This is a genomic window from Microbulbifer sp. YPW1 (assembly GCF_013367775.1).
GTDB lineage: Bacteria > Pseudomonadota > Gammaproteobacteria > Pseudomonadales > Cellvibrionaceae > Microbulbifer.
In genome coordinates this window covers 180,207-200,880 of the sequence record NZ_CP055157.1, presented here as the reverse complement: position 1 = coordinate 200,880, position 20,674 = coordinate 180,207, and the positions used below count along the sequence as shown (strand labels likewise).

General features: G+C 59.7%; 22 protein-coding genes. 21 read left to right on the top strand and 1 reads right to left on the bottom strand.

Annotated elements, in window-relative coordinates:
• Window positions 1-9 precede the first annotated feature (9 nt).
• Window positions 10-816 carry an inositol monophosphatase family protein gene (locus HUW35_RS00955; RefSeq protein WP_078084202.1) on the bottom strand — a complete coding sequence of 269 codons (807 nt, stop codon included), beginning with the start codon at window positions 814-816 and terminating at the stop codon, window positions 10-12.
• 159 nt (window positions 817-975) lie between these two features.
• Here HUW35_RS00955 and trmJ point away from each other — a divergent pair, with 159 nt between their 5' ends.
• From trmJ to HUW35_RS00850, 21 genes are all read left to right on the top strand, one after another.
• Window positions 976-1,788, top strand: coding sequence for a tRNA (cytosine(32)/uridine(32)-2'-O)-methyltransferase TrmJ (gene trmJ, locus HUW35_RS00950; protein WP_255463404.1), 813 nt, complete (start codon window positions 976-978; stop codon window positions 1,786-1,788).
• Between the two features lie 213 nt (window positions 1,789-2,001).
• On the top strand, window positions 2,002-2,502 hold the full coding sequence (gene iscR / locus HUW35_RS00945; protein WP_181253865.1) for a Fe-S cluster assembly transcriptional regulator IscR: 501 nt from the start codon (window positions 2,002-2,004) through the stop codon (window positions 2,500-2,502).
• Between the two features lie 108 nt (window positions 2,503-2,610).
• Window positions 2,611-3,825, top strand: coding sequence for an IscS subfamily cysteine desulfurase (locus tag HUW35_RS00940; RefSeq protein WP_181253864.1), 1,215 nt, complete (start codon window positions 2,611-2,613; stop codon window positions 3,823-3,825).
• A gap of 41 nt (window positions 3,826-3,866) precedes the next feature.
• Window positions 3,867-4,271 (top strand): Fe-S cluster assembly scaffold IscU, encoded by a 405-nt coding sequence (iscU, locus tag HUW35_RS00935; RefSeq protein WP_181253863.1) that lies wholly within the window; start codon window positions 3,867-3,869, stop codon window positions 4,269-4,271.
• Between the two features lie 62 nt (window positions 4,272-4,333).
• Window positions 4,334-4,657 (top strand): iron-sulfur cluster assembly protein IscA, encoded by a 324-nt coding sequence (gene iscA, locus HUW35_RS00930; RefSeq protein WP_181253862.1) that lies wholly within the window; start codon window positions 4,334-4,336, stop codon window positions 4,655-4,657.
• Window positions 4,658-4,726: 69 nt separating this feature from the next.
• A complete protein-coding gene (hscB, locus tag HUW35_RS00925; RefSeq protein ID WP_255463403.1) occupies window positions 4,727-5,251 on the top strand; it encodes a Fe-S protein assembly co-chaperone HscB in 525 nt (174 codons plus the stop codon).
• A 21-nt stretch (window positions 5,252-5,272) separates the two neighbouring features.
• On the top strand, window positions 5,273-7,165 hold the full coding sequence (gene hscA, locus HUW35_RS00920; RefSeq protein WP_181253861.1) for a Fe-S protein assembly chaperone HscA: 1,893 nt from the start codon (window positions 5,273-5,275) through the stop codon (window positions 7,163-7,165).
• Window positions 7,166-7,237: 72 nt separating this feature from the next.
• Window positions 7,238-7,576, top strand: a complete 339-nt coding sequence (gene fdx, locus HUW35_RS00915; RefSeq protein ID WP_078084208.1) for an ISC system 2Fe-2S type ferredoxin — start codon at window positions 7,238-7,240, stop codon at window positions 7,574-7,576.
• Between the two features lie 51 nt (window positions 7,577-7,627).
• On the top strand, window positions 7,628-7,822 hold the full coding sequence (gene iscX, locus HUW35_RS00910) for a Fe-S cluster assembly protein IscX (protein WP_181253860.1): 195 nt from the start codon (window positions 7,628-7,630) through the stop codon (window positions 7,820-7,822).
• A gap of 177 nt (window positions 7,823-7,999) precedes the next feature.
• Entirely contained in the window at window positions 8,000-8,425 is a 426-nt protein-coding gene (gene ndk / locus HUW35_RS00905) for a nucleoside-diphosphate kinase (protein ID WP_181253859.1), read from the top strand.
• A gap of 99 nt (window positions 8,426-8,524) precedes the next feature.
• Complete coding sequence (gene rlmN, locus HUW35_RS00900; RefSeq protein WP_181253858.1) at window positions 8,525-9,682, top strand: 23S rRNA (adenine(2503)-C(2))-methyltransferase RlmN; 1,158 nt, start codon at window positions 8,525-8,527, stop codon at window positions 9,680-9,682.
• A 75-nt stretch (window positions 9,683-9,757) separates the two neighbouring features.
• A complete protein-coding gene (gene pilW, locus HUW35_RS00895) occupies window positions 9,758-10,543 on the top strand; it encodes a type IV pilus biogenesis/stability protein PilW (RefSeq protein ID WP_181253857.1) in 786 nt (261 codons plus the stop codon).
• Window positions 10,530-11,600 carry a RodZ domain-containing protein gene (locus HUW35_RS00890; RefSeq protein ID WP_181253856.1) on the top strand — a complete coding sequence of 357 codons (1,071 nt, stop codon included), beginning with the start codon at window positions 10,530-10,532 and terminating at the stop codon, window positions 11,598-11,600. The genes pilW and HUW35_RS00890 overlap by 14 nt, the downstream gene beginning before the upstream one ends.
• Before the next feature lie 126 nt (window positions 11,601-11,726).
• Window positions 11,727-12,848, top strand: a complete 1,122-nt coding sequence (gene ispG / locus HUW35_RS00885) for a flavodoxin-dependent (E)-4-hydroxy-3-methylbut-2-enyl-diphosphate synthase (RefSeq protein WP_181253855.1) — start codon at window positions 11,727-11,729, stop codon at window positions 12,846-12,848.
• Between the two features lie 55 nt (window positions 12,849-12,903).
• Complete coding sequence (gene hisS / locus HUW35_RS00880) at window positions 12,904-14,166, top strand: histidine--tRNA ligase (protein WP_181253854.1); 1,263 nt, start codon at window positions 12,904-12,906, stop codon at window positions 14,164-14,166.
• Window positions 14,167-14,229: 63 nt separating this feature from the next.
• A complete protein-coding gene (locus HUW35_RS00875; RefSeq protein ID WP_181253853.1) occupies window positions 14,230-14,964 on the top strand; it encodes a tetratricopeptide repeat protein in 735 nt (244 codons plus the stop codon).
• On the top strand, window positions 14,961-16,145 hold the full coding sequence (gene bamB, locus HUW35_RS00870; RefSeq protein WP_181253852.1) for an outer membrane protein assembly factor BamB: 1,185 nt from the start codon (window positions 14,961-14,963) through the stop codon (window positions 16,143-16,145). Before HUW35_RS00875 ends, bamB begins: the two co-directional genes overlap by 4 nt.
• Before the next feature lie 128 nt (window positions 16,146-16,273).
• Window positions 16,274-17,668 (top strand): ribosome biogenesis GTPase Der, encoded by a 1,395-nt coding sequence (gene der, locus HUW35_RS00865; protein ID WP_181253851.1) that lies wholly within the window; start codon window positions 16,274-16,276, stop codon window positions 17,666-17,668.
• 272 nt (window positions 17,669-17,940) lie between these two features.
• Window positions 17,941-19,398, top strand: coding sequence for an NAD-dependent succinate-semialdehyde dehydrogenase (locus HUW35_RS00860; protein ID WP_181253850.1), 1,458 nt, complete (start codon window positions 17,941-17,943; stop codon window positions 19,396-19,398).
• On the top strand, window positions 19,395-20,138 hold the full coding sequence (gene tsaA, locus HUW35_RS00855; RefSeq protein WP_255463402.1) for a tRNA (N6-threonylcarbamoyladenosine(37)-N6)-methyltransferase TrmO: 744 nt from the start codon (window positions 19,395-19,397) through the stop codon (window positions 20,136-20,138). The genes HUW35_RS00860 and tsaA overlap by 4 nt, the downstream gene beginning before the upstream one ends.
• On the top strand, window positions 20,135-20,668 hold the full coding sequence (locus tag HUW35_RS00850; RefSeq protein ID WP_181253849.1) for a protein disulfide oxidoreductase: 534 nt from the start codon (window positions 20,135-20,137) through the stop codon (window positions 20,666-20,668). Before tsaA ends, HUW35_RS00850 begins: the two co-directional genes overlap by 4 nt.
• The last annotated feature ends 6 nt before the right edge of the window (window positions 20,669-20,674 follow it).

The window sequence follows — 20,674 nt, the reverse complement described above, 5'->3', positions numbered from 1 at the left end:
AGGGTAAGATTACTGGCGAATCTTGCCCAGGTGTTTGCCCACAATTTGCAGTAGCGGCTTGAAAGTCTTGGGCGTCGCGCAAACCAGGTTGCCGGACTCCAGGTATTCGTTACCACCGCGGAAGTCGCTGATCAGGCCGCCGGCTTCCTTGACCAGCAGGGAGCCCGCGGCGATATCCCAGGTATTCAGGTACATTTCCCAGAAGCCGTCAAAGCGGCCCGCAGCCACATAGGCCAGGTCCAGTGCAGCGGCGCCCGGACGGCGGATACCCGCAGTCTGGCCGGCAACTTCCTTCATCACCGCCAGGTAGGCGTCGATATTTTCCAGAGGTTCGCCGTTGAACGGGATGCCGGTGCCGATGAGTGCGCCTTTCAGTCCCTGACGGCTGGATACGCGGATGCGGCGTCCATTGAGCGCCGCACCGCGGCCGCGGCTGGCGGTAAACTCTTCGCGTTTGATGGGGTCGAGAACCACGGCGTGCTCGATCTGGCCGCGGTAGCGGCAGGCGATGGAGATCGCGAAGTGGGGCATGCCGTGGATGAAGTTGGTGGTGCCGTCCAGCGGGTCAATGATCCACTCGTATTCGGGCTCGGCGCCCTCCTGAATACCGCTTTCCTCGGCGAGGATGCTGTGCTTGGGGTAAGCCTTGCGCAGGTGATAGATGATTTCCTGCTCGCTGGCCTTATCCACTTCCGTCACGAAATCGTTGCGGCCTTTTTCTTCAAATTTCATCAGGTCGCCGCGCTCCCAGGCGCGCTCGATCAGTTCACCAGCCTTGCGCGCCGCGCGCAGGGCAATATTCAGCATGGGTTCCATAGGAATTCCGCGATCAGTTGTGGTTGGTAAAAAGCAGTGCCGGGCGAGCCGGCGGCGCGATTGTATGGATTCCTGTGCAATTTTGCTACACTCCGCGCCCGTTTTGTAACAGGCCCTAGTGTAGCCACTCCTTGTAGTCACTCCGACCGGGTAAATCATATGGCGACTTCTCCTTCCGAAACCGCATCCAAATCGGCGTCCCCGAGCGCGTTGGCCGCGCTGGACAATATCCGAGTGGTGCTGGTGAACAGCGCCCACCCGGGCAACATCGGTGGCGCTGCCCGCGCCCTCAAGAATATGGGGCTGAGCCAGTTATATCTGGTGCAGCCGCGGGAGTTCCCGGCCGCGAATGCGGTGTGGCGCGCCGCCGGCGCCGCCGAGCTGCTCGACAGCGCGGTGGTTGTGGAAACCCTTGAGGAGGCGGTGGCGGACTGTGGCCTGGTGGTCGCAACCAGTGCCCGCGAGCGCCGTATTCCCTGGCCGCTGCTGACCCCGCGGGAATGTGGCGAGCGCGCTGTGGTGGAAGCAAAGTCGCACCCGGTGGCACTGGTGTTCGGGCGCGAGGACCGCGGGCTGACCAATGAAGAGCTGCAGGCGTGTAACTTCCATGTGCATATTCCCGCCAACCCGGAATACAGTTCCCTCAACCTTGCGACTGCGGTACAGGTGTTGGTGTACGAGGCGCGTATGGCCGCGCTGGAGGCGGATAAAGGAGAGGCGCTGAGCTACTCGGACTGGGACCGCCCACCGGCCAAAGCGGGGGATATGGAACTCTACTACGACCACCTGCAGCTGGCTCTCGGAGAGCTCGGTTTTATCGATCCCGACAATCCCCGTCAGACCATGACTCGCTTGCGGAGACTGTTCAGTCGCGTGCGTCCGGACGATATGGAGCTGGGTATCCTGCGCGGCATGTTGACCGCGATCCAGAACCATATCCATCGCTCTGGCGGCAAGGGGCGGCCCGACTGACCGGTGCTGGCATATAGCCGGCGCTGAGCGGTCGATAACTAAAGGGTCTAACTCGGCGCCAAATACCCGAGTACTGCACTCGGCTATATACTTGACTGAACTAGTCGGTTATTCCATACTCGCGCCCCGATTCAGCAGTGCTGGTTCGGGCTAAAGGGCCCGCAAACCGGAGCGACGGGTGGGGGACTTTCCAGGAAAGAGCCAGGAGAGAGTATGCGTTTGACAACCAAAGGGCGGTATGCGGTCACAGCCATGCTGGACCTGGCATTGCACGCCGAACGCGGCCCGATCAGTCTGGCGGATATATCAAAGCGCCAGGATATCTCCCTGTCCTATCTGGAACAGCTGTTTTCCCGCCTGCGCCAATCCGGGCTGGTGTCCAGTGTGCGCGGTCCCGGCGGCGGTTACCGACTGGCCCGCACGACCGCCGAGATTTGCGTGGCGGAAATTATCGATGCAGTTAACGAATCCGTAGATGCCACCAGCTGTGGTGGCAACAGTGACTGCTCCGCCGGCGAGCAGTGCCTGACGCACTACCTGTGGACAGATCTCAGCCATCAGATACATGGTTTCCTGAATGGCATCAGCCTGGCCGATATGGTCGCGCGCGCCGAAGTGCAGGAAGTGGCCCGTCGCCAGGACGGGCGTGCAGTGAGGGATCCGCTGGATCAGGTGGTAGAACAGAAAGTGGCGATTGTCGGCGGCTTGCAGTAAGGTGCCGGCCGCCCGGTCAGGCAAGCGGCCTGGCCAATGGAAATTTGAGCGCAACCCGCGAAAGCAGTATGGCGCCGATATGAAGTCGGCGAGTGGAGACCAAAGATTATGAAGCTTCCCATTTACCTGGATTATTCGGCAACCTGCCCGGTAGACCCGCGTGTCGCCAGTAAGATGGCGGAGCAGATGACCATGGAGGGCAACTTCGGTAACCCGGCTTCCCGCTCCCACCTGTTTGGCTGGAAAGCGGAAGAAGCGGTGGAAGATGCCCGTCGCCAGGTGGCGGAACTGGTCAATGCCGACCCCCGCGAGATTGTCTGGACCAGCGGTGCAACCGAGTCAGACAACCTGGCCATCAAGGGTGCAGCGCACTTCTACCAGGGCCGCGGCAAGCACATCATCACGTCCAAGATCGAGCACAAAGCCGTGCTCGACACCTGCCGCCAGCTGGAGCGCGAAGGCTTTGAAGTAACCTACCTGAACCCGAAGGAAGACGGCATCGTCTATCCGGAGCAGGTGGCCGAAGCGCTGCGCGATGACACCATCCTCGTGAGCCTGATGCACGTGAATAACGAAATCGGCGTAATCAATGATATCGCCGCTATCGGTGAGCTGTGCCGCGAGCGCAAGATCATTTTCCACGTGGATGCCGCCCAGAGTGCCGGCAAGATCGATATCGACCTGGCGGAAATGAAAGTGGACCTGATGTCCTTCTCCGCCCACAAGATTTACGGCCCCAAGGGTGTCGGCGCCCTGTATGTGCGTCGCAAGCCGCGCGTACGTATTGAAGCGCAGATGCACGGTGGCGGTCACGAGCGCGGTATGCGTTCCGGCACCCTGCCCACCCATCAGATCGTTGGTATGGGGGAAGCTTTCCGTATCGCCAAGGAAGAAATGGCCGCAGAGGCCAAGCGCCTGCTGGCTCTGCGTGATCGCTTCTGGAGTCAGATCAGCGATATGGAAGAGGTGCACATCAACGGTTCTGTTGAGCAGCGTGTGCCCGGTAACCTCAATGTGAGCTTCGCCTTCGTGGAAGGGGAGAGCCTGATCATGTCTCTGAAAGACCTGGCAATCTCCTCCGGTTCCGCGTGTACCTCTGCCAGCCTGGAGCCCAGCTATGTGTTGCGCGCACTGGGTGTGAACGACGAGCTGGCGCACAGTTCCCTGCGCTTCAGCTTCGGTCGTTTCACCACGGAACAGGACGTGGATACAGCTGCCAAAGAAGTAAGACAGGCAGTGGAAAAACTTCGCGAACTGTCGCCTCTGTGGGACATGTACAAGGATGGTGTTGATCTCAGCACCATCGAGTGGGCGGCACACTAACGCGACTGCGCAGAAATCGAGAATTTTGAGAGGGTATTGTCATGGCCTATAGCGATAAAGTAATTGACCACTATGAACATCCCCGCAATGTTGGTCGCCTCGACGACAAAGCGGAAAATGTGGGTACCGGCATGGTCGGCGCTCCCGCTTGTGGTGACGTAATGCGTCTGCAGATTCAGGTGAACGACGACGGTATTATTGAAGATGCCAAGTTCAAAACCTACGGCTGCGGCTCCGCCATCGCTTCCAGCTCCCTGTTGACCGAATGGGTCAAAGGCAAGAGCCTGGATGAAGCGGCGCAGATCAAGAACACCGAGATTGCCGAAGAACTGGCGCTGCCGCCGGTAAAAATTCACTGTTCTGTACTCGCGGAAGATGCGATCAAGGCAGCGGTAAATAACATTCGCGAAAAGCGCGGTGAAAAAACCGAAGAAGCAGCGGGCTGAGCAGACTGCTCAGCACAGTGAATACCGGTAAGAGTGAAGATCGGTAAGGAGTAGCAATCGACATGGCAATTACCATGACCGAATCGGCCCAGGCCCACGTTGCCAAGCAATTGGCCAGCCGCGGTAAGGGGATCGGTATTCGCGTCGGCGTAAAGACCGCCGGCTGCTCCGGTATGGCCTACGTACTGGAATTTGTCGATCACGCCGAGGCGGAAGACGAAGTCTTCGAAGCGGGCGGCGTCAAGCTGGTGGTAGATCCGAAAAGTCTCGCCTACCTGGATGGCACCGAACTGGACTTCGTGAAAGAAGGCCTGAACGAGGGGTTTGCATTCAAAAACCCCAATGTAAAAAACGAGTGCGGTTGCGGCGAAAGCTTCCACGTTTAACACCGGGGCTTTCGGGCAGCAGACGGCCGGATGCCTGGTGCATGCCGGCCTTTTTGTTATTGGACCACTATGGAACTGCAACAAAATCACTTTGAAATTTTTGGTCTGCCCGTCGACTACGCAGTAGATCGGCAGGCGCTGGCCAAGCGTTATCGCGAGCTGCAGCAGGAGTTCCATCCGGACCGGTTTGCAGCAAAGTCCGAGCGCGAGCAGATGCTGTCCATGCAATATGCCGCACAGATCAATGAGGCGAACAACACCCTCAAGGATCCGGTGGCCCGCGCCGCGTATCTTCTGCAGCTGGCCGGGGTGGAAATCAACCCCGAGCAGACTACCGCCGATGGTGAGTTCCTGATGCAGCAGATGATCCTGCGCGAACGTCTCGAAGACGTGCGCAGCGCTGCCGATCCCGAAGGGGAGCTGGAAGACCTGGGCAGTGAGGCGAGCCAGCTATTCAAGGCTCAAGAAGTGGCTTTCTCCACGGCTCTGCAGGGCAATGCCCTGGAAGAGGCGAAAGGCGCGTTACTCAAACTCCAGTTTCTCGCCAAATTGCAGCGGCAGATTGAAGAGCTCGAAGAAGATTTACTGGACTGAACCGAATTAGTTGTTAGCACTATGGCATTACTGCAGATATCCGAACCCGGCCAGACCCCCGAACCCCACCAGCGCAAGCGCGCAGTGGGTATCGACCTTGGTACCACCAATTCACTGGTAGCGACCGTGCGCAGTGGCGCTGCAGAATCGCTGCCCGCTGAAGATGGGCGGGTGATTCTGCCGTCCGCGGTACGCTACACCGAAGCCGGTGTGGAAGTAGGGTACGGGGCGCGTGCCGCCGCCGGTGAAGACCCCTACAACACCCTGATTTCGATCAAACGGTTTATGGGCCGCGGTCTCGCGGATATCAAAAACTTTGGCGATCAACTGCCGTACCACTTTGCTGATCCGTCTGCAGAGGGTAGCGGCGGCATGCCGCTGATTGAAACGGTCGCCGGTGCGGTGAATCCGGTGCAGGTTTCCGCGGAAATCTTGAAGGTGCTGGCACAGCGCGGTGCTGACTCCCTGGGCGGCCCACTGGACGGTGCGGTAATTACCGTACCTGCGTATTTCGATGAGGCCCAGCGCCAGGCCACCAAGGACGCCGCCAAGCTGGCGGGTCTGAAAGTATTGCGTTTGCTGAACGAGCCCACCGCTGCGGCCGTGGCCTACGGGCTGGACCAGCCGGATGACGGTGGTGATGTGGCGGATAAGACCATTGCCGTGTACGACCTCGGCGGTGGCACCTTTGATATTTCCATCCTGCGCCTGTCCAAGGGTGTGTTTGAGGTATTGTCTACCGGTGGCGACAGCGCCCTCGGTGGAGACGATTTCGACCGCGCGATCGCCGAGTGGATCGCCGTGCAGGCGGGGCTGGGCACCGACCACGATGCTGCAGCCCAGCGTAATTTACTGGATACTGCCTGTGCCGCCAAAGAGGCGCTGGCGAGTGAAGCTGTGGTGCCGGTCAGTTACGGGGACTGGTCCGGTGAGCTGAGCCGGGAAAAGCTTGCCGAACTGCTGGATCCGCTGATTGCCAAGACCCTGCGCGCCTGCAAGCGGGCCCTGCGCGATGCGGACCTGACGGCGGAAGAGGTTGCCGAAGTGGTGCTGGTGGGCGGTTCCACCAGAACCCTGCGAGTGCGCGAAAAGGTGCAGGCGTTCTTCGATCGCGAGCCCCACGCGGATATTGACCCGGATCAGGTTGTCGCCATCGGTGCGGCCCTGCAGGCGGACGTGCTGGTGGGCAACAAGTCCCGTGAGGACCTGCTGTTACTGGATGTCATTCCGTTGTCTCTGGGTATCGAGACCATGGGTGGCCTGACCGAGAAGCTGATCCATCGCAATACCACCATTCCCGTGGCCAAGGCCCAGGAGTTCACCACCTTCAAGGACGGCCAGACAGCCATGGCCATTCACGTGGTGCAGGGCGAGCGCGAGCTGGTGCAGGATTGTCGATCCCTGGCGCGCTTCGAGTTGCGTGGTATTCCGCCCATGGTGGCCGGTGCCGCCCACATTCGTGTGACCTTCCAGGTGGATGCTGACGGGTTGCTGTCGGTCACCGCGCTGGAAAAGAGTAGCGGCGTGCAGGCGGAAATTACCGTCAAGCCGTCCTACGGCCTCGGGGATTCCGATATCACCCGCATGCTGCAGGATTCCTACGCCAATGCCGAAGAGGATATCGCCGCGCGCGCGCTGCGCGAGGCTCAGGTGGAAGCGGAGCGCACCCTGGAGGCCATGCTGGTGGCCCTGCAGGAAAATGGCGCGGAACTGCTAAGCGAGCACGAGTTGGGCGAGCTGGAGCGGGCGATGGAAGCGCTGCGTCTGGCCCACAATGGCGGCACGGCGGAAGAGATCCGCAGCCGTATCGACGAGCTGAACACTTTGTCCGAGCCTTTTGCTGCGCGCCGTATGGACAAATCCATCAAGCGCGCCATGCAGGGCCACAGCCTGGATGAATTCGACAAGCCCTGAGGGGCCATTCGACAAGCCCTGAGGGGCCATTCGACACCCCCTGAGGGCGGTCGCCGACTGAGAGAAGAGAGTATGCCGAAGATTGTTTTCCTGCCCCACGAAGAATTGTGTCCGGAGGGCAAGGTCATCGAAGTGGAGCCGGGTGTCACGGTTTGCGATGCCGCGCTTCAGCACGGGGTGGAGATCGAGCACGCGTGCGAGAAATCCTGTGCCTGTACCACTTGCCATGTGATTGTGCGCGAGGGCTTCGATTCCCTCGGGGAGCCGGACGAGCTGGAAGAAGACCTGCTGGATAAGGCCTGGGGCCTGGAGCCTGAGTCACGTCTCTCCTGCCAGGCGGTGGTCGATGAGGAGGATCTGGTAGTTGAGATTCCCAAGTACACCATCAACCAGGTGTCCGAGCGCCACTAACCAGTCTGGTCTGGCCGGTCTGGGCCGGCCTGAGAACAAGAGGATGCACCCATGAAGTGGACGGATATTCACGATATTGCCATCGAACTCTGTGACGCTCATCCGGAAGTGGACCCACTGCGGGTCAACTTCGTTGATCTGCGCCAGTGGGTGGTGGATTTACCCGGATTCGACGACGACCCCGATCGCTGCGGGGAAAAGATCCTGGAGGCCATTCAGGCCGCGTGGATCGAAGAGAACGAATAGTCTCATCTACAGTACAAACTTCACTCGACTACGCGTATAATCCGCGCTCCGCGACCTGTGCTGGTTAATTAATCGACAGTTCGCGCGTTGAGAGAATTCAGGGAAGAGCAACGGAAGTTGCTCTTTTCGTATCTGTCTTAAGACAAATTTTTGCAAAACCTAGAAATGGAGAAAACCATGGCCCAGGAACGTACCCTGTCCATCATCAAGCCGGACGCCGTTGCCAAGAATGTTATCGGTGAAATCGAGAGCCGCTTCGAGAAAGCCGGCCTGCGCATCGTTGCGATGAAAATGGTTCAGCTGTCTCAGGAAAAAGCCGAAGGCTTCTACGCTGAGCACAAAGAGCGTCCGTTCTTCAAGGATCTGGTTGAGTTCATGACTTCCGGTCCGGTTGTTGTACAGGTTCTGGAAGGCGAAAACGCCATTCTGGCTAACCGCGACCTGATGGGCGCTACCAACCCGAAAGAAGCAGACGCTGGCACTATCCGTGCAGACTTCGCCGACAGCATCGACGCCAACGCCGTACACGGTTCTGACTCTGCAGCTTCTGCCGAGCGCGAAGTGAACTACTTCTTCTCTGCTGAAGAAATCTGCGCACGTTAATTGCGACTGTTCTGCAATTAATCCCGTAGGATCCTGCCCTGCCGGGCAGGATCCTACAACGCACTCTATTCCGCATCGAAGCCGGTGCAAGGTGAATCCATGAGCGACGTACAGACTGTACAACCTGAAACTGTACAGACCGAAAAAGTGAACCTGCTGGGGCTGTCCGTCGACAAGCTCACGGACTTTTTTGCCGGTCTGGGCGAGAAGCGCTTCCGCGCTGTGCAGGTGCTCAAGTGGATCCACCAGAATGGTGTGGACGATTTCGAGCAGATGACCAATGTCAGCAAGGCCATGCGTGCCAAGCTGGGTGAAATCGCCGAAGTCCGCGCCCCCAAGGTCCTGAAGCAGATGGACTCCTCCGACGGCACCCGCAAGTGGCTGATCGAGGTATCCGGCGGCAATGTGATCGAAACCGTCTACATTCCCGATGGCGACCGCGGCACCCTGTGTGTTTCTTCACAGGTAGGCTGCTCCCTGGACTGCAGCTTCTGTGCCACCGGCAAGCAGGGCTTCAACCGGGACCTGACTGCGGCCGAGATTATCGGCCAGGTGTGGATTGCGTGTAAGTCCTTCGGGCAACTGCAGCCCAACGGTCCGCGCAAGGTGACCAATGTGGTGATGATGGGCATGGGCGAACCCCTGCTCAACTTCGACAATGTGGTCGACTCCATGAACCTGATGATGGAAGACAATGCCTATGGCATTTCCAAGCGTCGGGTGACTCTGAGTACTTCCGGTGTGGTGCCGGCCCTGGATCGCCTGGCAGAGGTGACCGATGTGAGCCTGGCTATTTCCCTGCACGCGCCCAACGATGAGCTGCGCAACGTGCTGGTGCCGATCAACAAAAAGTACCCCATCGCCATGCTGCTCGACAGCGCCAAGCGCTATATCGAGAACATGCCGGACAATCATCGCAAGATGACCATCGAGTACACCATGATCCGGGAGGTGAACGACCGCCCGGAACACGCGGAACAGCTGGCGGAATTGCTGCGCGATGTGCCAGTAAAGATAAATCTGATACCCTTCAATCCGTTTGAGCTGTCCGATTATCAACGGGTCAGCAACAACGCATTGCGACGTTTTCAACAGATTTTGTTGGACAAAGGCTATACCGTAACCGTGCGTACCACCCGGGGCGACGATATCGCTGCGGCCTGTGGTCAGTTGGCCGGTCAGGTGAATGACCGCACCCGTCGTTCGGAGCGCTACCGCAACGCCGAACGCCCGGTGAAAATCCTGAACCAGGTCTGATCTTTGCATCTCGCTTCGCCGAACGGACCCGGCGTGCGCTGGTAGTACGCACCCGATAACTACAAGGTGAGGCTCGTGTTAGCAAGAATTTCCAATCCGGCCATCGTTGCCGGGTTACTCGTTGTGCTGCTGGGAGGGTGTGTAACCACCGGTCCCGGTGGCAGACAGGTCGATCTCGACAAGGCCCGTGAAACCCACGTACAGCTGGGGCTGCGCTACCTGCAGAGCGGTGGCGACAATCGCGAGATGGCCCGTCATCACTTCCAGGAAGCCCTGAGACTGGGTAAGAAAGATCCCCAGGCCCATCACGGTCTCGCATTGCTATATCAGGCCGATGGCGAGATCCCTGTAGCCGAATCCCACTTCAAGAAAGCCCTGCGCTACGACCGGAATTTCTCCATGGCGCGGGTGAACTACGGTGCATTCCTGTATCAGCAGGAGCGCTATCAGGAGGCCCGCGACCAGTTTCTCGTTGCCTCCGAAGACCTGACATACAACCGCCGTTCCTACGCCCTGGCCAACCTCGGTCGCGCGGAGCTGAGGTTGCACAACCTGGATGGCGCTGAGAGCGCATTCAAGAGGGCGCTGGCGCTCAGTTCCGATCTGCCTGTCGCGCTGCTGGAGCTGGCTGAGCTGAAGTTTGAAAAGCAGGATTACACCCAGGCCAAACATTACCTGGACCGATTCAGCGAAAAGAATCGGCAGATTCCGCAGTCCCTGTGGCTGGGAATCCGCATCGAAAAAATCTTTGGCAATCGGGACAAGGAAAGGAGCTACGCCCTGGCGCTGAAGAATCTCTTTCCGTACTCGGCGGAGACCCTGAAATACCAGCAGATGATGGCCGAAAATGAGCAGCAGTAATCCGATGCCCGAACAGGAAGAAACCCAGAACGCAGAAAGTACCGCGGCGTCCGTCGGCACCCTGTTGACCGCGGCCCGCGAGCAGGCGGGGCTGACCAGCGAAGAGCTGGCTCGCCGCCTGTGCATGACCACAGAAAATCTCGAAGCGCTGGAGCGGGATGCGTTTGACGCTTTCCCCGGCGCCACCTATATCCGCGGCTACATCCGCAATGTCTGTAAAGAGCTGCGGGTGGACGAAACCGCTGCGCTGGAAGCATTTGTGCGCCAGGTCCCGGCTGAAGCGCCGCGCGTGGCCCAGCCTCCCAAGGGTTCCGTCATGGGCGGCAGTGTTTCCGGAAGCGGGGCGTCCATGTCTGGTCCAATGCTACTGGTGGCGGCTATTGCTGTTGCCGGTGGCTACTGGTGGTTCGAAATGCGCGGTAACGACGGTGCCATGCCGGCGCCAGCGGTCGCGACCCAGGCATCCCAGGAGGTAGTTGAACAGCCCGCCGCTACTACCGAAGTGGATGATATCGCTCAGGATATGGCGGAGTCTGACAGTGCGCTGGATGCGCAGACATTGTCTGTAGCCGGTGCAGATACGGACGTCGCCGCGGAAGAGGTGGTGCCGGAAACCGACGTGCAGCTGGCGGATGTCGCTGACCTGGCGAGTGAAGACGCCGAGGTAGAAGGGGCTGTCGAGGAGCCGGCAGTACCAGAAATGGCTGCGCAGCCCGTTGCAGCGCCGGTTCCCGAGCCAGTGGCTGCGGTGGAAGAGCCCGCGGTTCAGCAGGAAACGTCGAGCATGGTCGATGAGGTCCCGGTCGGTGCCGTATCCAGCGCTGTGCTGGAGATCTCCTTCAGCGAGGAATCCTGGGTGGAAGTCACGGATGCTGCGGGCAACAAGCTGCTGGCCAAGCTTCAGCCAGCCGGCTCCACTGTCGAGCTCGAGGGGCAGGCCCCGTTCAGCCTGATGCTGGGCAATGCGGCGGCGACGACCGTCAGCTACGCCGGGGAAGTGGTCGATAGCGCGCCCCTGGGCAACCGCCGCACCCGCAAGCTTACCGTGGGCGGCTGATAGCGCCATTTTGCGATTCTCTTCCATGGGCGCAGCCTCTGTAGGTTTGCGCCCAATCTCTCTATAATCCTCCCCGTTTTTGACCATCGGTATCAACCCGCTTAATAGCCAACGCAGGTTCTCTCTATGCAATTCGAGTCACCCATAGTTCGCCGCGTCTCGCGCCAGATCATGGTGGGCAATGTGCCGGTCGGCGGTGGTGCCCCCATCTCGGTGCAGAGCATGACCAACACCGAGACTTGCGACGTGGCCGCCACCGTGGACCAGATCCAGCGGCTGGAGCGGGCAGGTGCCGATATTGTGCGGGTTTCCGTGCCGTCCATGGACGCTGCGGAAGCCTTTGGCGAGATCAAAAAGCAGGTGAACGTGCCGCTGGTGGCCGATATTCACTTCGACTACCGCATTGCGCTGCGAGTGGCGGACCTGGGCGTGGATTGCCTGCGTATCAATCCCGGCAATATCGGCCGCGAGAAACGCATCCGTGCGGTGGTGGACAAGGCGCGGGACCTGAATATCCCGATTCGAATCGGCGTGAATGCCGGTTCCCTGGAAAAGGACCTGCAGAAAAAGTACGGCGAGCCCACCCCGGACGCTCTGGTGGAGTCCGCCCTGCGCCATGTGGACATTCTCGACAGCCTCAACTTCCAGGACTTCAAGGTCAGCGTGAAGGCGTCGGATATATTTATGGCGACCGCCGCTTACCGCAAGCTGGCGACCCAGATCGAACAGCCGCTGCACCTGGGGATCACCGAAGCCGGTGGTCTGCGCTCCGGAACCGTTAAATCGGCCATCGGCCTCGGCGCATTGCTGCTGGACGGTATCGGCGACACCCTGCGGGTGTCCCTCGCCGCAGATCCGGTGGAAGAGGTGAAAGTGGGCTGGGATCTGCTCAAGAGCCTGCGCCTGCGCACCAAGGGCATCAATTTTATTGCCTGCCCCAGCTGTTCACGCCAGAACTTCGATGTGGTGAAAACCATGAACGAGCTGGAAGCCCGCCTGGAAGATATCACCACGCCGCTGGATGTGGCGGTGATCGGCTGTATCGTGAACGGCCCGGGCGAGGCGAAAGAGGCGGATATCGGCCTCGCCGGCGGGACCCCGAGCCACGCGATTTACGTGGACGGTCAGCCGGACCGCAAATTCAAGAATGACAATCTGGTGAATGATCTGGAGCAGCTGATCCGCGAAAAAGCCGCGGCCAAAGAAGCGCAGGAAGCCCAGATTATCGCCAAAGAAACCATCGAATAACTCGAGATGCCGGTATTTGCCGGTACCACGATGTAACAGCTATTAAGGACGACCGTTGAAACAACTTCGCGCCATCCGCGGCATGAACGATCTCTTGCCCACCCAATCCCCCGTGTGGCAATACGTGGAAAGCACCCTCAGCGAACTCTTTGCCCGCTACGGCTACAGCGAAATTCGCACCCCGATGCTGGAGGCGACTCAGCTGTTCGCCCGCGCAGTGGGTGAGGCCACCGATATCGTCGAAAAGGAAATGTACACCTTCGACGACAAGAGTGGCGACAGCGTTACCCTGCGTCCGGAGGGCACCGCGGGCACCGTGCGCGCAGCGATCCAGAACAACCTGCTGATCCAGCCCCAGCGCCTGTGGTACTTCGGCCCCATGTTCCGCTACGAACGGCCGCAGAAAGGCCGCCTGCGTCAGTTCCACCAGTTTGGTGTGGAGGTGTTTGGTATCGAGGGACCGGACATCGATGCCGAGATCCTGATGATGACCGCACGCATCTGGAAGCAACTGGGCGTTGCCGAGCATGTCTCCCTGCAGCTGAACTCCCTGGGTAACAGCGAAAGCCGCGCGGCCTACCGCGATGCCCTGGTGGAATACCTGTCTGCGCGCAAGGATCAGCTGGATGAAGACAGCCAGCGTCGCCTGGAACGCAACCCGCTGCGTATTCTCGACAGCAAAAATGCCCAGACTCAGGAACTGCTGGCAGAGGCGCCTTGTCTACTGGACTTCCTCGACGAGGAATCCCGTGCGCACTTTGACCAGCTGCGGGCATTTCTGGACGCAGCCGGTGTAGCCTACGAGGTAAATCCGCGCCTGGTGCGAGGCCTCGACTACTATGGCAAGACCGTTTTTGAATGGGTGACCGATAGTCTCGGCGCCCAGGGCACCGTGTGTGCCGGCGGCCGTTACGACGGCCTCGTTGAACAGATGGGCGGTAAACCCACCCCGGCGGTGGGCTTTGGTCTCGGTGTCGAGCGCCTGGTACTGTTGCTGGAAACTCTGGAAGTACTGCCGGACACCCTGGATCAGCAGGTCGACGCCTATCTGGTCGCAGTGGGTGATGTACAATCCGCGGCCCTGGCGGCAGCGGAGCAATTGCGCAGCGAGCTGCCCTGGTTGCGGTTGCAGACGCACTGCGGCGGTGGCAGCTTCAAGAGCCAGATGAAGAAGGCCGACAAGAGCAATGCGGATTTCGCGTTGATCATCGGCGAAGACGAGGCCGCGGCAGGGCAGGTGACCGTTAAATCCCTGCGCGCCGACGCAGAGCAGCAGACGGTTGCCCTGGCGGAGCTGGCAAAAGTCCTTCAGGCCTGAAGCACAGAAACGCATTGCACGACTGAATTTACGAATTGGATTTAAGAATAAGGCGAATAAGAAATGGCTGACCATTTGACCGAAGAAGAACAGATTGAAACGATCAAACGTTGGTGGAAAGAAAATGGTTCCGGCATCGTCACCGGTATTGTGCTGGCACTGGCCGCGTATTTTGGCTGGCAGTGGTGGCAGGGCAAGGAGCGCAGCGACGCTGAAGCGGCCTCCAATGTCTACCAGGGTTTTGTCGAAGCGGTTTCTGCCAATGAAGGCAAACCGGACAACAAGCAGCTGACGACCGCCCAATCCCTGGCGCGCGAGCTGAAAGACGACTACGCCAAGCGTATCTACGCCGCTCAGGCCTCCCTGCAGTTGGCGGCGCTGGCCGTAGAGAAAAACGACCTGGAAGCCGCAGCCAAAGAACTGCAGTGGGTTGTGGATAACAGCAGTGACGACGCGCTGACGCTGGTTGCCAAGCGCCGCCTGGCCTCCGTCAAGGCCGCCCGCGGTGAAACCAATGAAGCGCTGGCGCTGCTGAAAGGCGACGTACCGCCGGCTTTCGCTGCACTCTACGCCGAAACCCGCGGCGATATCCTGGTTCAGCAGGGTGATAAAGACGCCGCCCGCGCCGCCTACCAGGAAGCGCGCGCGCAGCTGCTGCCGGAACAGGCCGCCGGTTCCCGCCTGCTGGACCTGAAAATTGAAGGCCTTGGCGAAGCACCTCAGGCTGACGAAGAAAATGCACAGGACGAACCTGCAGCGGAAGACACTGAAGCAGAAACAGAGAAGGACGCGCAATGATAGGGACTTACATGGGCGTGCGCACAGGAGCGGGCAAGACGCTTAACCGGATTGCAGCTGTGGCACTGGCCGCGGTGATCAGTGCCTGTGCTTCCAACGATGAAAAGGAAGACACAGATCCCTTGGAGCTGACGGAAATCAGCGAAAGCGTACAGCTGCGCGAAGTCTGGTCGCAGAATATCGGCGATATCGACGCCCTGCGCTATGCCATGCTCAAGCCGGGCATCATTGACGGCAAGGTGATCGCCGCCAACAGCGATGGCGATGTTTACGCCTTTGATCGCGCCAGCGGCAAACGCCTGTGGAAAGTGGATATCGACCAGTCCATCGGCGGCGGTGTCGGTGTCGGCCTCGGTATCGCAGTGGTCGCGGATTACCGCGGCCGTATAGTTGCCCTGGACCTGAATGATGGCAGCCAGCGCTGGTCAACCCAGCTTAGTGGCGAGGTCGTTGCAACCCCCGCGGTAGGATCCGGCATGGTGGTAGTGCAGACCGTTGACGGCAAACTGCTGGGCCTGGATGCCAGTACCGGCGAGCAGCGCTGGCGCCACAATACGGTACTGCCGGTACTGACTCTGCGCGGTACCGCCAGCCCGGTAATTTCTGCGGGTGTGGTTTTTGCGGGCCTGGATAACGGCAAGCTGATTGCCCTCAGTGCCGCCGACGGTATTACCCGCTGGGAGCAGCGTGTAGCGATTCCACAGGGCTCTGCGGAACTGGACCGGGTAGTGGATATCGACGGCACGCCGCTGGTGCGCGGTGACCTGGTCTTCGCCGCCAGCTATCAGGGGCGCGCGGTGGCCCTGTCGCGGGAAGATGGCCGCGGTCTCTGGGCGCGCGACGCCTCAACCAACCACGGAGTCGCCGTGGGTGCGGGCCAGGTTTTCCTGAGCGGCGCCGATGGCAGTGTCCACGCCTACAATGTGGGTAATGGGCAAATTCAGTGGACTAACAGCGAGCTGCTGCGTCGACAGCTGAGCGGCCCGGCCTATTTTGGTGACGTAGTGGTCGTGGGCGACCTCGACGGTTACCTGCATGCCCTGGATCCCTCCAGCGGTCGCTTCGTGGGTCGTACCCGTATCGACCGCGATCCGGTGCGCATCCCGCTGCTGGCCGATGGTGACCTGCTGTTTGCGCTGTCCGATGACGGCGAGCTGGTTGCACTGCGTCTGCAGCGCTGATCCACCGATATCTGGCGGGCCTTCGGGCCCGCTTTAGGCGCCTGCCTGGCAGGCGAACCTGAACCGCCCGCACTCCTGCGGGCGTTCGTATTTCTGGCAAAACTGTTTTGCCCTGAGTAGATCCGATTATGTTGCCTGTAATTGCCCTGGTAGGGCGCCCCAATGTGGGTAAATCCACCCTGTTCAACCGGCTTACCAAAAGCCGTGATGCCCTCGTGGCCAACTACGCCGGCCTCACCCGCGACCGCAAATACGGTGAAGCGGAGTTCGAGGGCCACAAGATGATCCTGGTGGACACCGGTGGTATCAGCGGTGACGAAGAAGGCATCGATGCCGCCATGGCCCAGCAGTCCATGCAGGCCATCGAAGAGGCGGATTTCGTGCTGTTCCTGGTGGATTGTCGCGCTGGCCTGACCCCGGCGGACGATATGATCGCCGAGCGCCTGCGCACCCGCTCCAAACCCACACTGCTGGTGGCCAACAAGGTAGACGGGGTAAACCCGGATATCGCCCTGGCGCCGTTTTACGAACTCGGTATCGGCGAGCTGTTCCCCACCACCGCTACCCACGGCCGCGGTGTGCGCACACTGATGGAGCGCCTCGTGCAGGGGCTGCCCGAGCCGGAAGCGGAAGAAGAGCAGGAAGAAGCGACCGGTATCAAGATCGGTATCGTCGGCCGCCCCAACGTGGGCAAGTCCACCCTGGTTAACCGCCTGCTGGGGGAAGACCGCGTGGTAGTGTTCGACCAACCGGGAACCACCCGCGACAGCGTGTATATCAACTACACCCGCGACGAAAAGCCGTACACCATTATCGATACCGCGGGCATCCGTCGACGCAAGAACGTCAAGGAATCGGTGGAGAAGTTCTCCATCGTCAAAACCCTGCAAGCAGTGGAAGATGCCAACGTCGTCGTACTGGTGATCGACGCCAGTGAAGGCCTGGTGGACCAGGACATGCACCTGATGGGCAGTGTCATCCAGGCGGGCCGCGCGCTGGTAGTGGCGCTGAACAAATGGGACGGTCTCGACCCGGACCACCGCGACTTTGTCAAAACCGAACTGGAGCGCCGCCTGCGCTTTGTGGACTTTGCAGATATTCACTTTATCTCCGCACTGCACGGCACCGGCGTCGGTAACCTGTACAAGTCCATCGAGGACGCCTACCAGTCCGCTACCGACAAGCTCTCCACCAACCACCTCACTCGTATCCTGCAGTGGGCGGTAAGTGAGCACCAGCCGCCGCTGGTCAACGGTCACCGCATTAAACTGCGCTACGCCCACGCCGGCGGCCAGAATCCGCCGGTAATCGTGATCCACGGCAACCAGACCGCACAGGTGCCGAATCACTACGTGCGCTACCTGGAAAAGACCTACCGCAAGGCGCTGGACCTGCACGGTACGCCGGTGAAGATCGAATTCCGTACTGGCGATAACCCCTATGCGGGCAAGAAGAACAAGCTCAGCGATCGCCAGAAAGCCAAGAAACGCCGCCTGATGAAGTTTGTGAAGAAGAAAAAGTAAACGCGCGGTTAAACCTCTGGTTGAAATAGGCACGGGGCGCCGCAATACCCTTTAGGTAAAGGCGATAAATTCGGCGCAAAGCTAAACTTGCCGGTTAACTGAACTTCGAATTGAAGGTGCAGTTGGCTGGGGCAACCTTGCCAGACCGTCTGCGGCCAGGACGGCCGCAGCCGAGCCCCCAGGGATGGGTTCACGGCGTGTCTGGCAAGGTTGCCCCAGCCAGCTGCGCTGCCACGGAGCTCGCCGGCAACTAAAAGGCAAGGACCCAAATAATGCTTAACCTTAAAAATCCCGACCTGCTGCGCAAACAGTCCTATATCAATGGCCAGTGGTCTGATGCGGATTCCGGCAATACCCTGGACGTTACCAATCCCGCAAATGGCGAAGTGGTCGCCACCATTGCCAGCTGCGGTGCCGACGAGACCCGTCGTGCAATCGAAGCCGCCAACGCCGCCTGGCCTGCCTGGCGAGATCTCACCGTCAAAGAGCGCGCCAAGATCCTGCGGGACTGGTACAACCTGATTATCGACAACGTCGACGACCTGGCCGCAATCCTCACCGCCGAGCAGGGCAAGCCGCTCTCCGAAGCGCGTACCGAAATCACCTACGGCGCCAATTACCTCGAATGGTTCAGCGAGGAAGCCAAGCGCGTATACGGCGACGTCATCGCGCCTCCGAGCAAAGACAAGCGCATCGTCGTCGTCAAACAGCCGGTGGGCGTCACCGCCTCTATCACTCCCTGGAACTTCCCCAGTGCCATGATCGCGCGCAAAGTGGCACCCGCGCTGGCCACCGGCTGTACCTTTGTGTCCAAGCCCGCATCGGAAACCCCGCTGTCCGCCCTGGCCCTGGCTGTGCTGGCGGAGCAGGCCGGCGTGCCCAAAGGCGTATTCAATGTGGTGGTTGGCAAAAGCTCGCGGGATATCGGTGCCGAGATGACCGGCAACCCGCTGGTGCGCAAATTCACCTTTACCGGCTCAACCGCCGTGGGCAAGCAGCTGCAGGCCCAGTGCGCCAGCACCATCAAGAAAACCTCCATGGAGCTCGGCGGCAATGCGCCGTTTATCGTGTTTGACGACGCAGACCTGGATGAAGCGGTGAAAGGTGCGATTATCTGCAAATACCGCAACGCCGGGCAGACCTGCGTGTGCGCCAACCGCATCTTTGTTCAGGAAGGTGTCTACGATGCCTTCGCGAAAAAATTCACCGACGCGGTCAATGCGCTGCAAATGGGCAACGGCGCGGAAGAGGGCGTGGAAGTCGGCCCCATGATCAATGCCGGTGCCGTGGAAGACGTCAAGGCGCTGGTGGAAGATGCAGTCAGCAAAGGGGCAAAAAACCTGAATGACGGTGGCCCCAGTGACATGGGTGAGTGCTTCTATACCCCCACAGTGCTGACCGGTGTGGACGACACCATGAAACTCTTCAAGGAAGAGATATTCGGCCCGGTCGCCCCTCTGTACAAATTCTCCAGTGAGGAAGAAGTGATCCGCATGGCCAACGATACCGAGTTTGGCCTGGCATCATACTTTTACTCCCGCGATATCGGCCGTATCTGGCGGGTGGCGGAAGGCCTGGAATATGGCATGGTCGGCATCAATGAAGGAATCATCTCCAACGAAATGGCCCCCTTCGGCGGCATCAAGGAATCGGGGACCGGCCGCGAAGGTTCCATGTACGGCATCGACGATTATCTCGAAATAAAATACCTGTGCATGGGTGGGATTTGAACGCACCGGCGAATACCGAAGTGGACGCGCAGTTGAATATTGTCCCGATTGCGACCACTCACTCCTGCTTTTCGGAAAAATTTGGCATCCCCCGGCAGCCGTTGCTGGCGGATGCCAGCCGGGCTGCCATCGAATTACTGGCACCGTTCAACGATCCCGATGCCGTAGCGGGCCTGGATCAGCACACCCACCTATGGCTTACCTGGCAGTTTCACCAGGTCGCTGGCCAGTGGTCCCCCAAGGTGCGTCCGCCGCGGCTGGGGGGCAATAAAAAGCTCGGTGTGTTCGCCACCCGCTCTCCTTTCAGGCCCAACAATATCGGCCTTTCCGTGGTGCGCCTGATCGAAGTGCGTACGCATCCGAAGGTTGAGCTCATCGTTGCCGGGGCAGACCTGCTGGACGGCACCCCAATCCTGGATATCAAACCCTATATCCCTTATGCAGACAGCGTCCCCTCAGCCAGTAGCCAGCTTGCAGAGCAGCCTCCGCAACAGGCAGCCGTGCATATTCCTGAATTCATTTTGGAGCGCGCACAGGCATATCGGGATAACCTGGGTACGGATCTTGTGGCGCTTATCCGGCAAGTACTGGCACAGGACCCCAAGCCGGCCTATCAGCAGCCGGATCCCGAGCGTATTTACGGGATGGAACTGTGCGGCTTCAATCTGCAGTGGCGCTATGTGCAGGAGGAGATAGAAGTAGTGGCGCTGGAAAAGCTCGAATATGAGCGCACACGATGAACAGGCAAAGCGCGCATTCGATTAACCTGTGGGGGAAGCTGCGAAGCGCGGCCTGGTCGCTGGCGAAGTTTTTGTTGCTCGCTGTCCTGGTCGTTAGTGCGGTCTCCTGGTATCACAGTCGCAATATGCCCAAGGGGCAGGCCCCGCAACTGTTGCAGCAGACGATTGATGGCCAGTTCATCGATTTGCAGGCCATGACGGAAGAGGGGCCGGTACTGATCTACTTCTGGGCAACCTGGTGTGGTTTCTGCCGGATGGTGTCACCCGCAGTCTCGGATCTATCGGACGGTTACCAGGTGATCTCAGTTGCCCTGCAGTCGGGCAGTCCAGAGGAAGTGGCCGCTTACCAGCAAAAGCATGGACTCAATTTCCCCACAATCAACGATCCCAGCGGTGCGCTCAGCAATCGCTGGGGCCTGCGGGTTACCCCGACCATTGCTATCGTCAATCGGCAGGGCGAGGTCAGTACCGTGACATCGGGCATGACATCTCGCTGGGGATTGACCGCGAGAATGTGGCTCGCAGACTAGCGTCGG

What these genes read in the sequence shown, in the direction of transcription:
- hscA (WP_181253861.1), top strand. Translation starts at nt 5,273, where the DNA reads ATGGCATTACTGCAGATATCCGAACCCGGCCAGACCCCCGAACCCCAC.
- HUW35_RS00890 (WP_181253856.1), top strand. Translation starts at nt 10,530, where the DNA reads ATGAGCAGCAGTAATCCGATGCCCGAACAGGAAGAAACCCAGAACGCA.
- HUW35_RS00955 (WP_078084202.1), bottom strand. Translation starts at nt 816, where the DNA reads ATGGAACCCATGCTGAATATTGCCCTGCGCGCGGCGCGCAAGGCTGGT.
- HUW35_RS00875 (WP_181253853.1), top strand. Translation starts at nt 14,230, where the DNA reads ATGGCTGACCATTTGACCGAAGAAGAACAGATTGAAACGATCAAACGT.
- rlmN (WP_181253858.1), top strand. Translation starts at nt 8,525, where the DNA reads ATGAGCGACGTACAGACTGTACAACCTGAAACTGTACAGACCGAAAAA.
- iscU (WP_181253863.1), top strand. Translation starts at nt 3,867, where the DNA reads ATGGCCTATAGCGATAAAGTAATTGACCACTATGAACATCCCCGCAAT.
- iscX (WP_181253860.1), top strand. Translation starts at nt 7,628, where the DNA reads ATGAAGTGGACGGATATTCACGATATTGCCATCGAACTCTGTGACGCT.
- ispG (WP_181253855.1), top strand. Translation starts at nt 11,727, where the DNA reads ATGCAATTCGAGTCACCCATAGTTCGCCGCGTCTCGCGCCAGATCATG.
- ndk (WP_181253859.1), top strand. Translation starts at nt 8,000, where the DNA reads ATGGCCCAGGAACGTACCCTGTCCATCATCAAGCCGGACGCCGTTGCC.
- HUW35_RS00940 (WP_181253864.1), top strand. Translation starts at nt 2,611, where the DNA reads ATGAAGCTTCCCATTTACCTGGATTATTCGGCAACCTGCCCGGTAGAC.
- HUW35_RS00860 (WP_181253850.1), top strand. Translation starts at nt 17,941, where the DNA reads ATGCTTAACCTTAAAAATCCCGACCTGCTGCGCAAACAGTCCTATATC.
- fdx (WP_078084208.1), top strand. Translation starts at nt 7,238, where the DNA reads ATGCCGAAGATTGTTTTCCTGCCCCACGAAGAATTGTGTCCGGAGGGC.
- trmJ (WP_255463404.1), top strand. Translation starts at nt 976, where the DNA reads ATGGCGACTTCTCCTTCCGAAACCGCATCCAAATCGGCGTCCCCGAGC.
- HUW35_RS00850 (WP_181253849.1), top strand. Translation starts at nt 20,135, where the DNA reads ATGAACAGGCAAAGCGCGCATTCGATTAACCTGTGGGGGAAGCTGCGA.
- iscA (WP_181253862.1), top strand. Translation starts at nt 4,334, where the DNA reads ATGGCAATTACCATGACCGAATCGGCCCAGGCCCACGTTGCCAAGCAA.
- iscR (WP_181253865.1), top strand. Translation starts at nt 2,002, where the DNA reads ATGCGTTTGACAACCAAAGGGCGGTATGCGGTCACAGCCATGCTGGAC.
- hscB (WP_255463403.1), top strand. Translation starts at nt 4,727, where the DNA reads ATGGAACTGCAACAAAATCACTTTGAAATTTTTGGTCTGCCCGTCGAC.
- der (WP_181253851.1), top strand. Translation starts at nt 16,274, where the DNA reads ATGTTGCCTGTAATTGCCCTGGTAGGGCGCCCCAATGTGGGTAAATCC.
- bamB (WP_181253852.1), top strand. Translation starts at nt 14,961, where the DNA reads ATGATAGGGACTTACATGGGCGTGCGCACAGGAGCGGGCAAGACGCTT.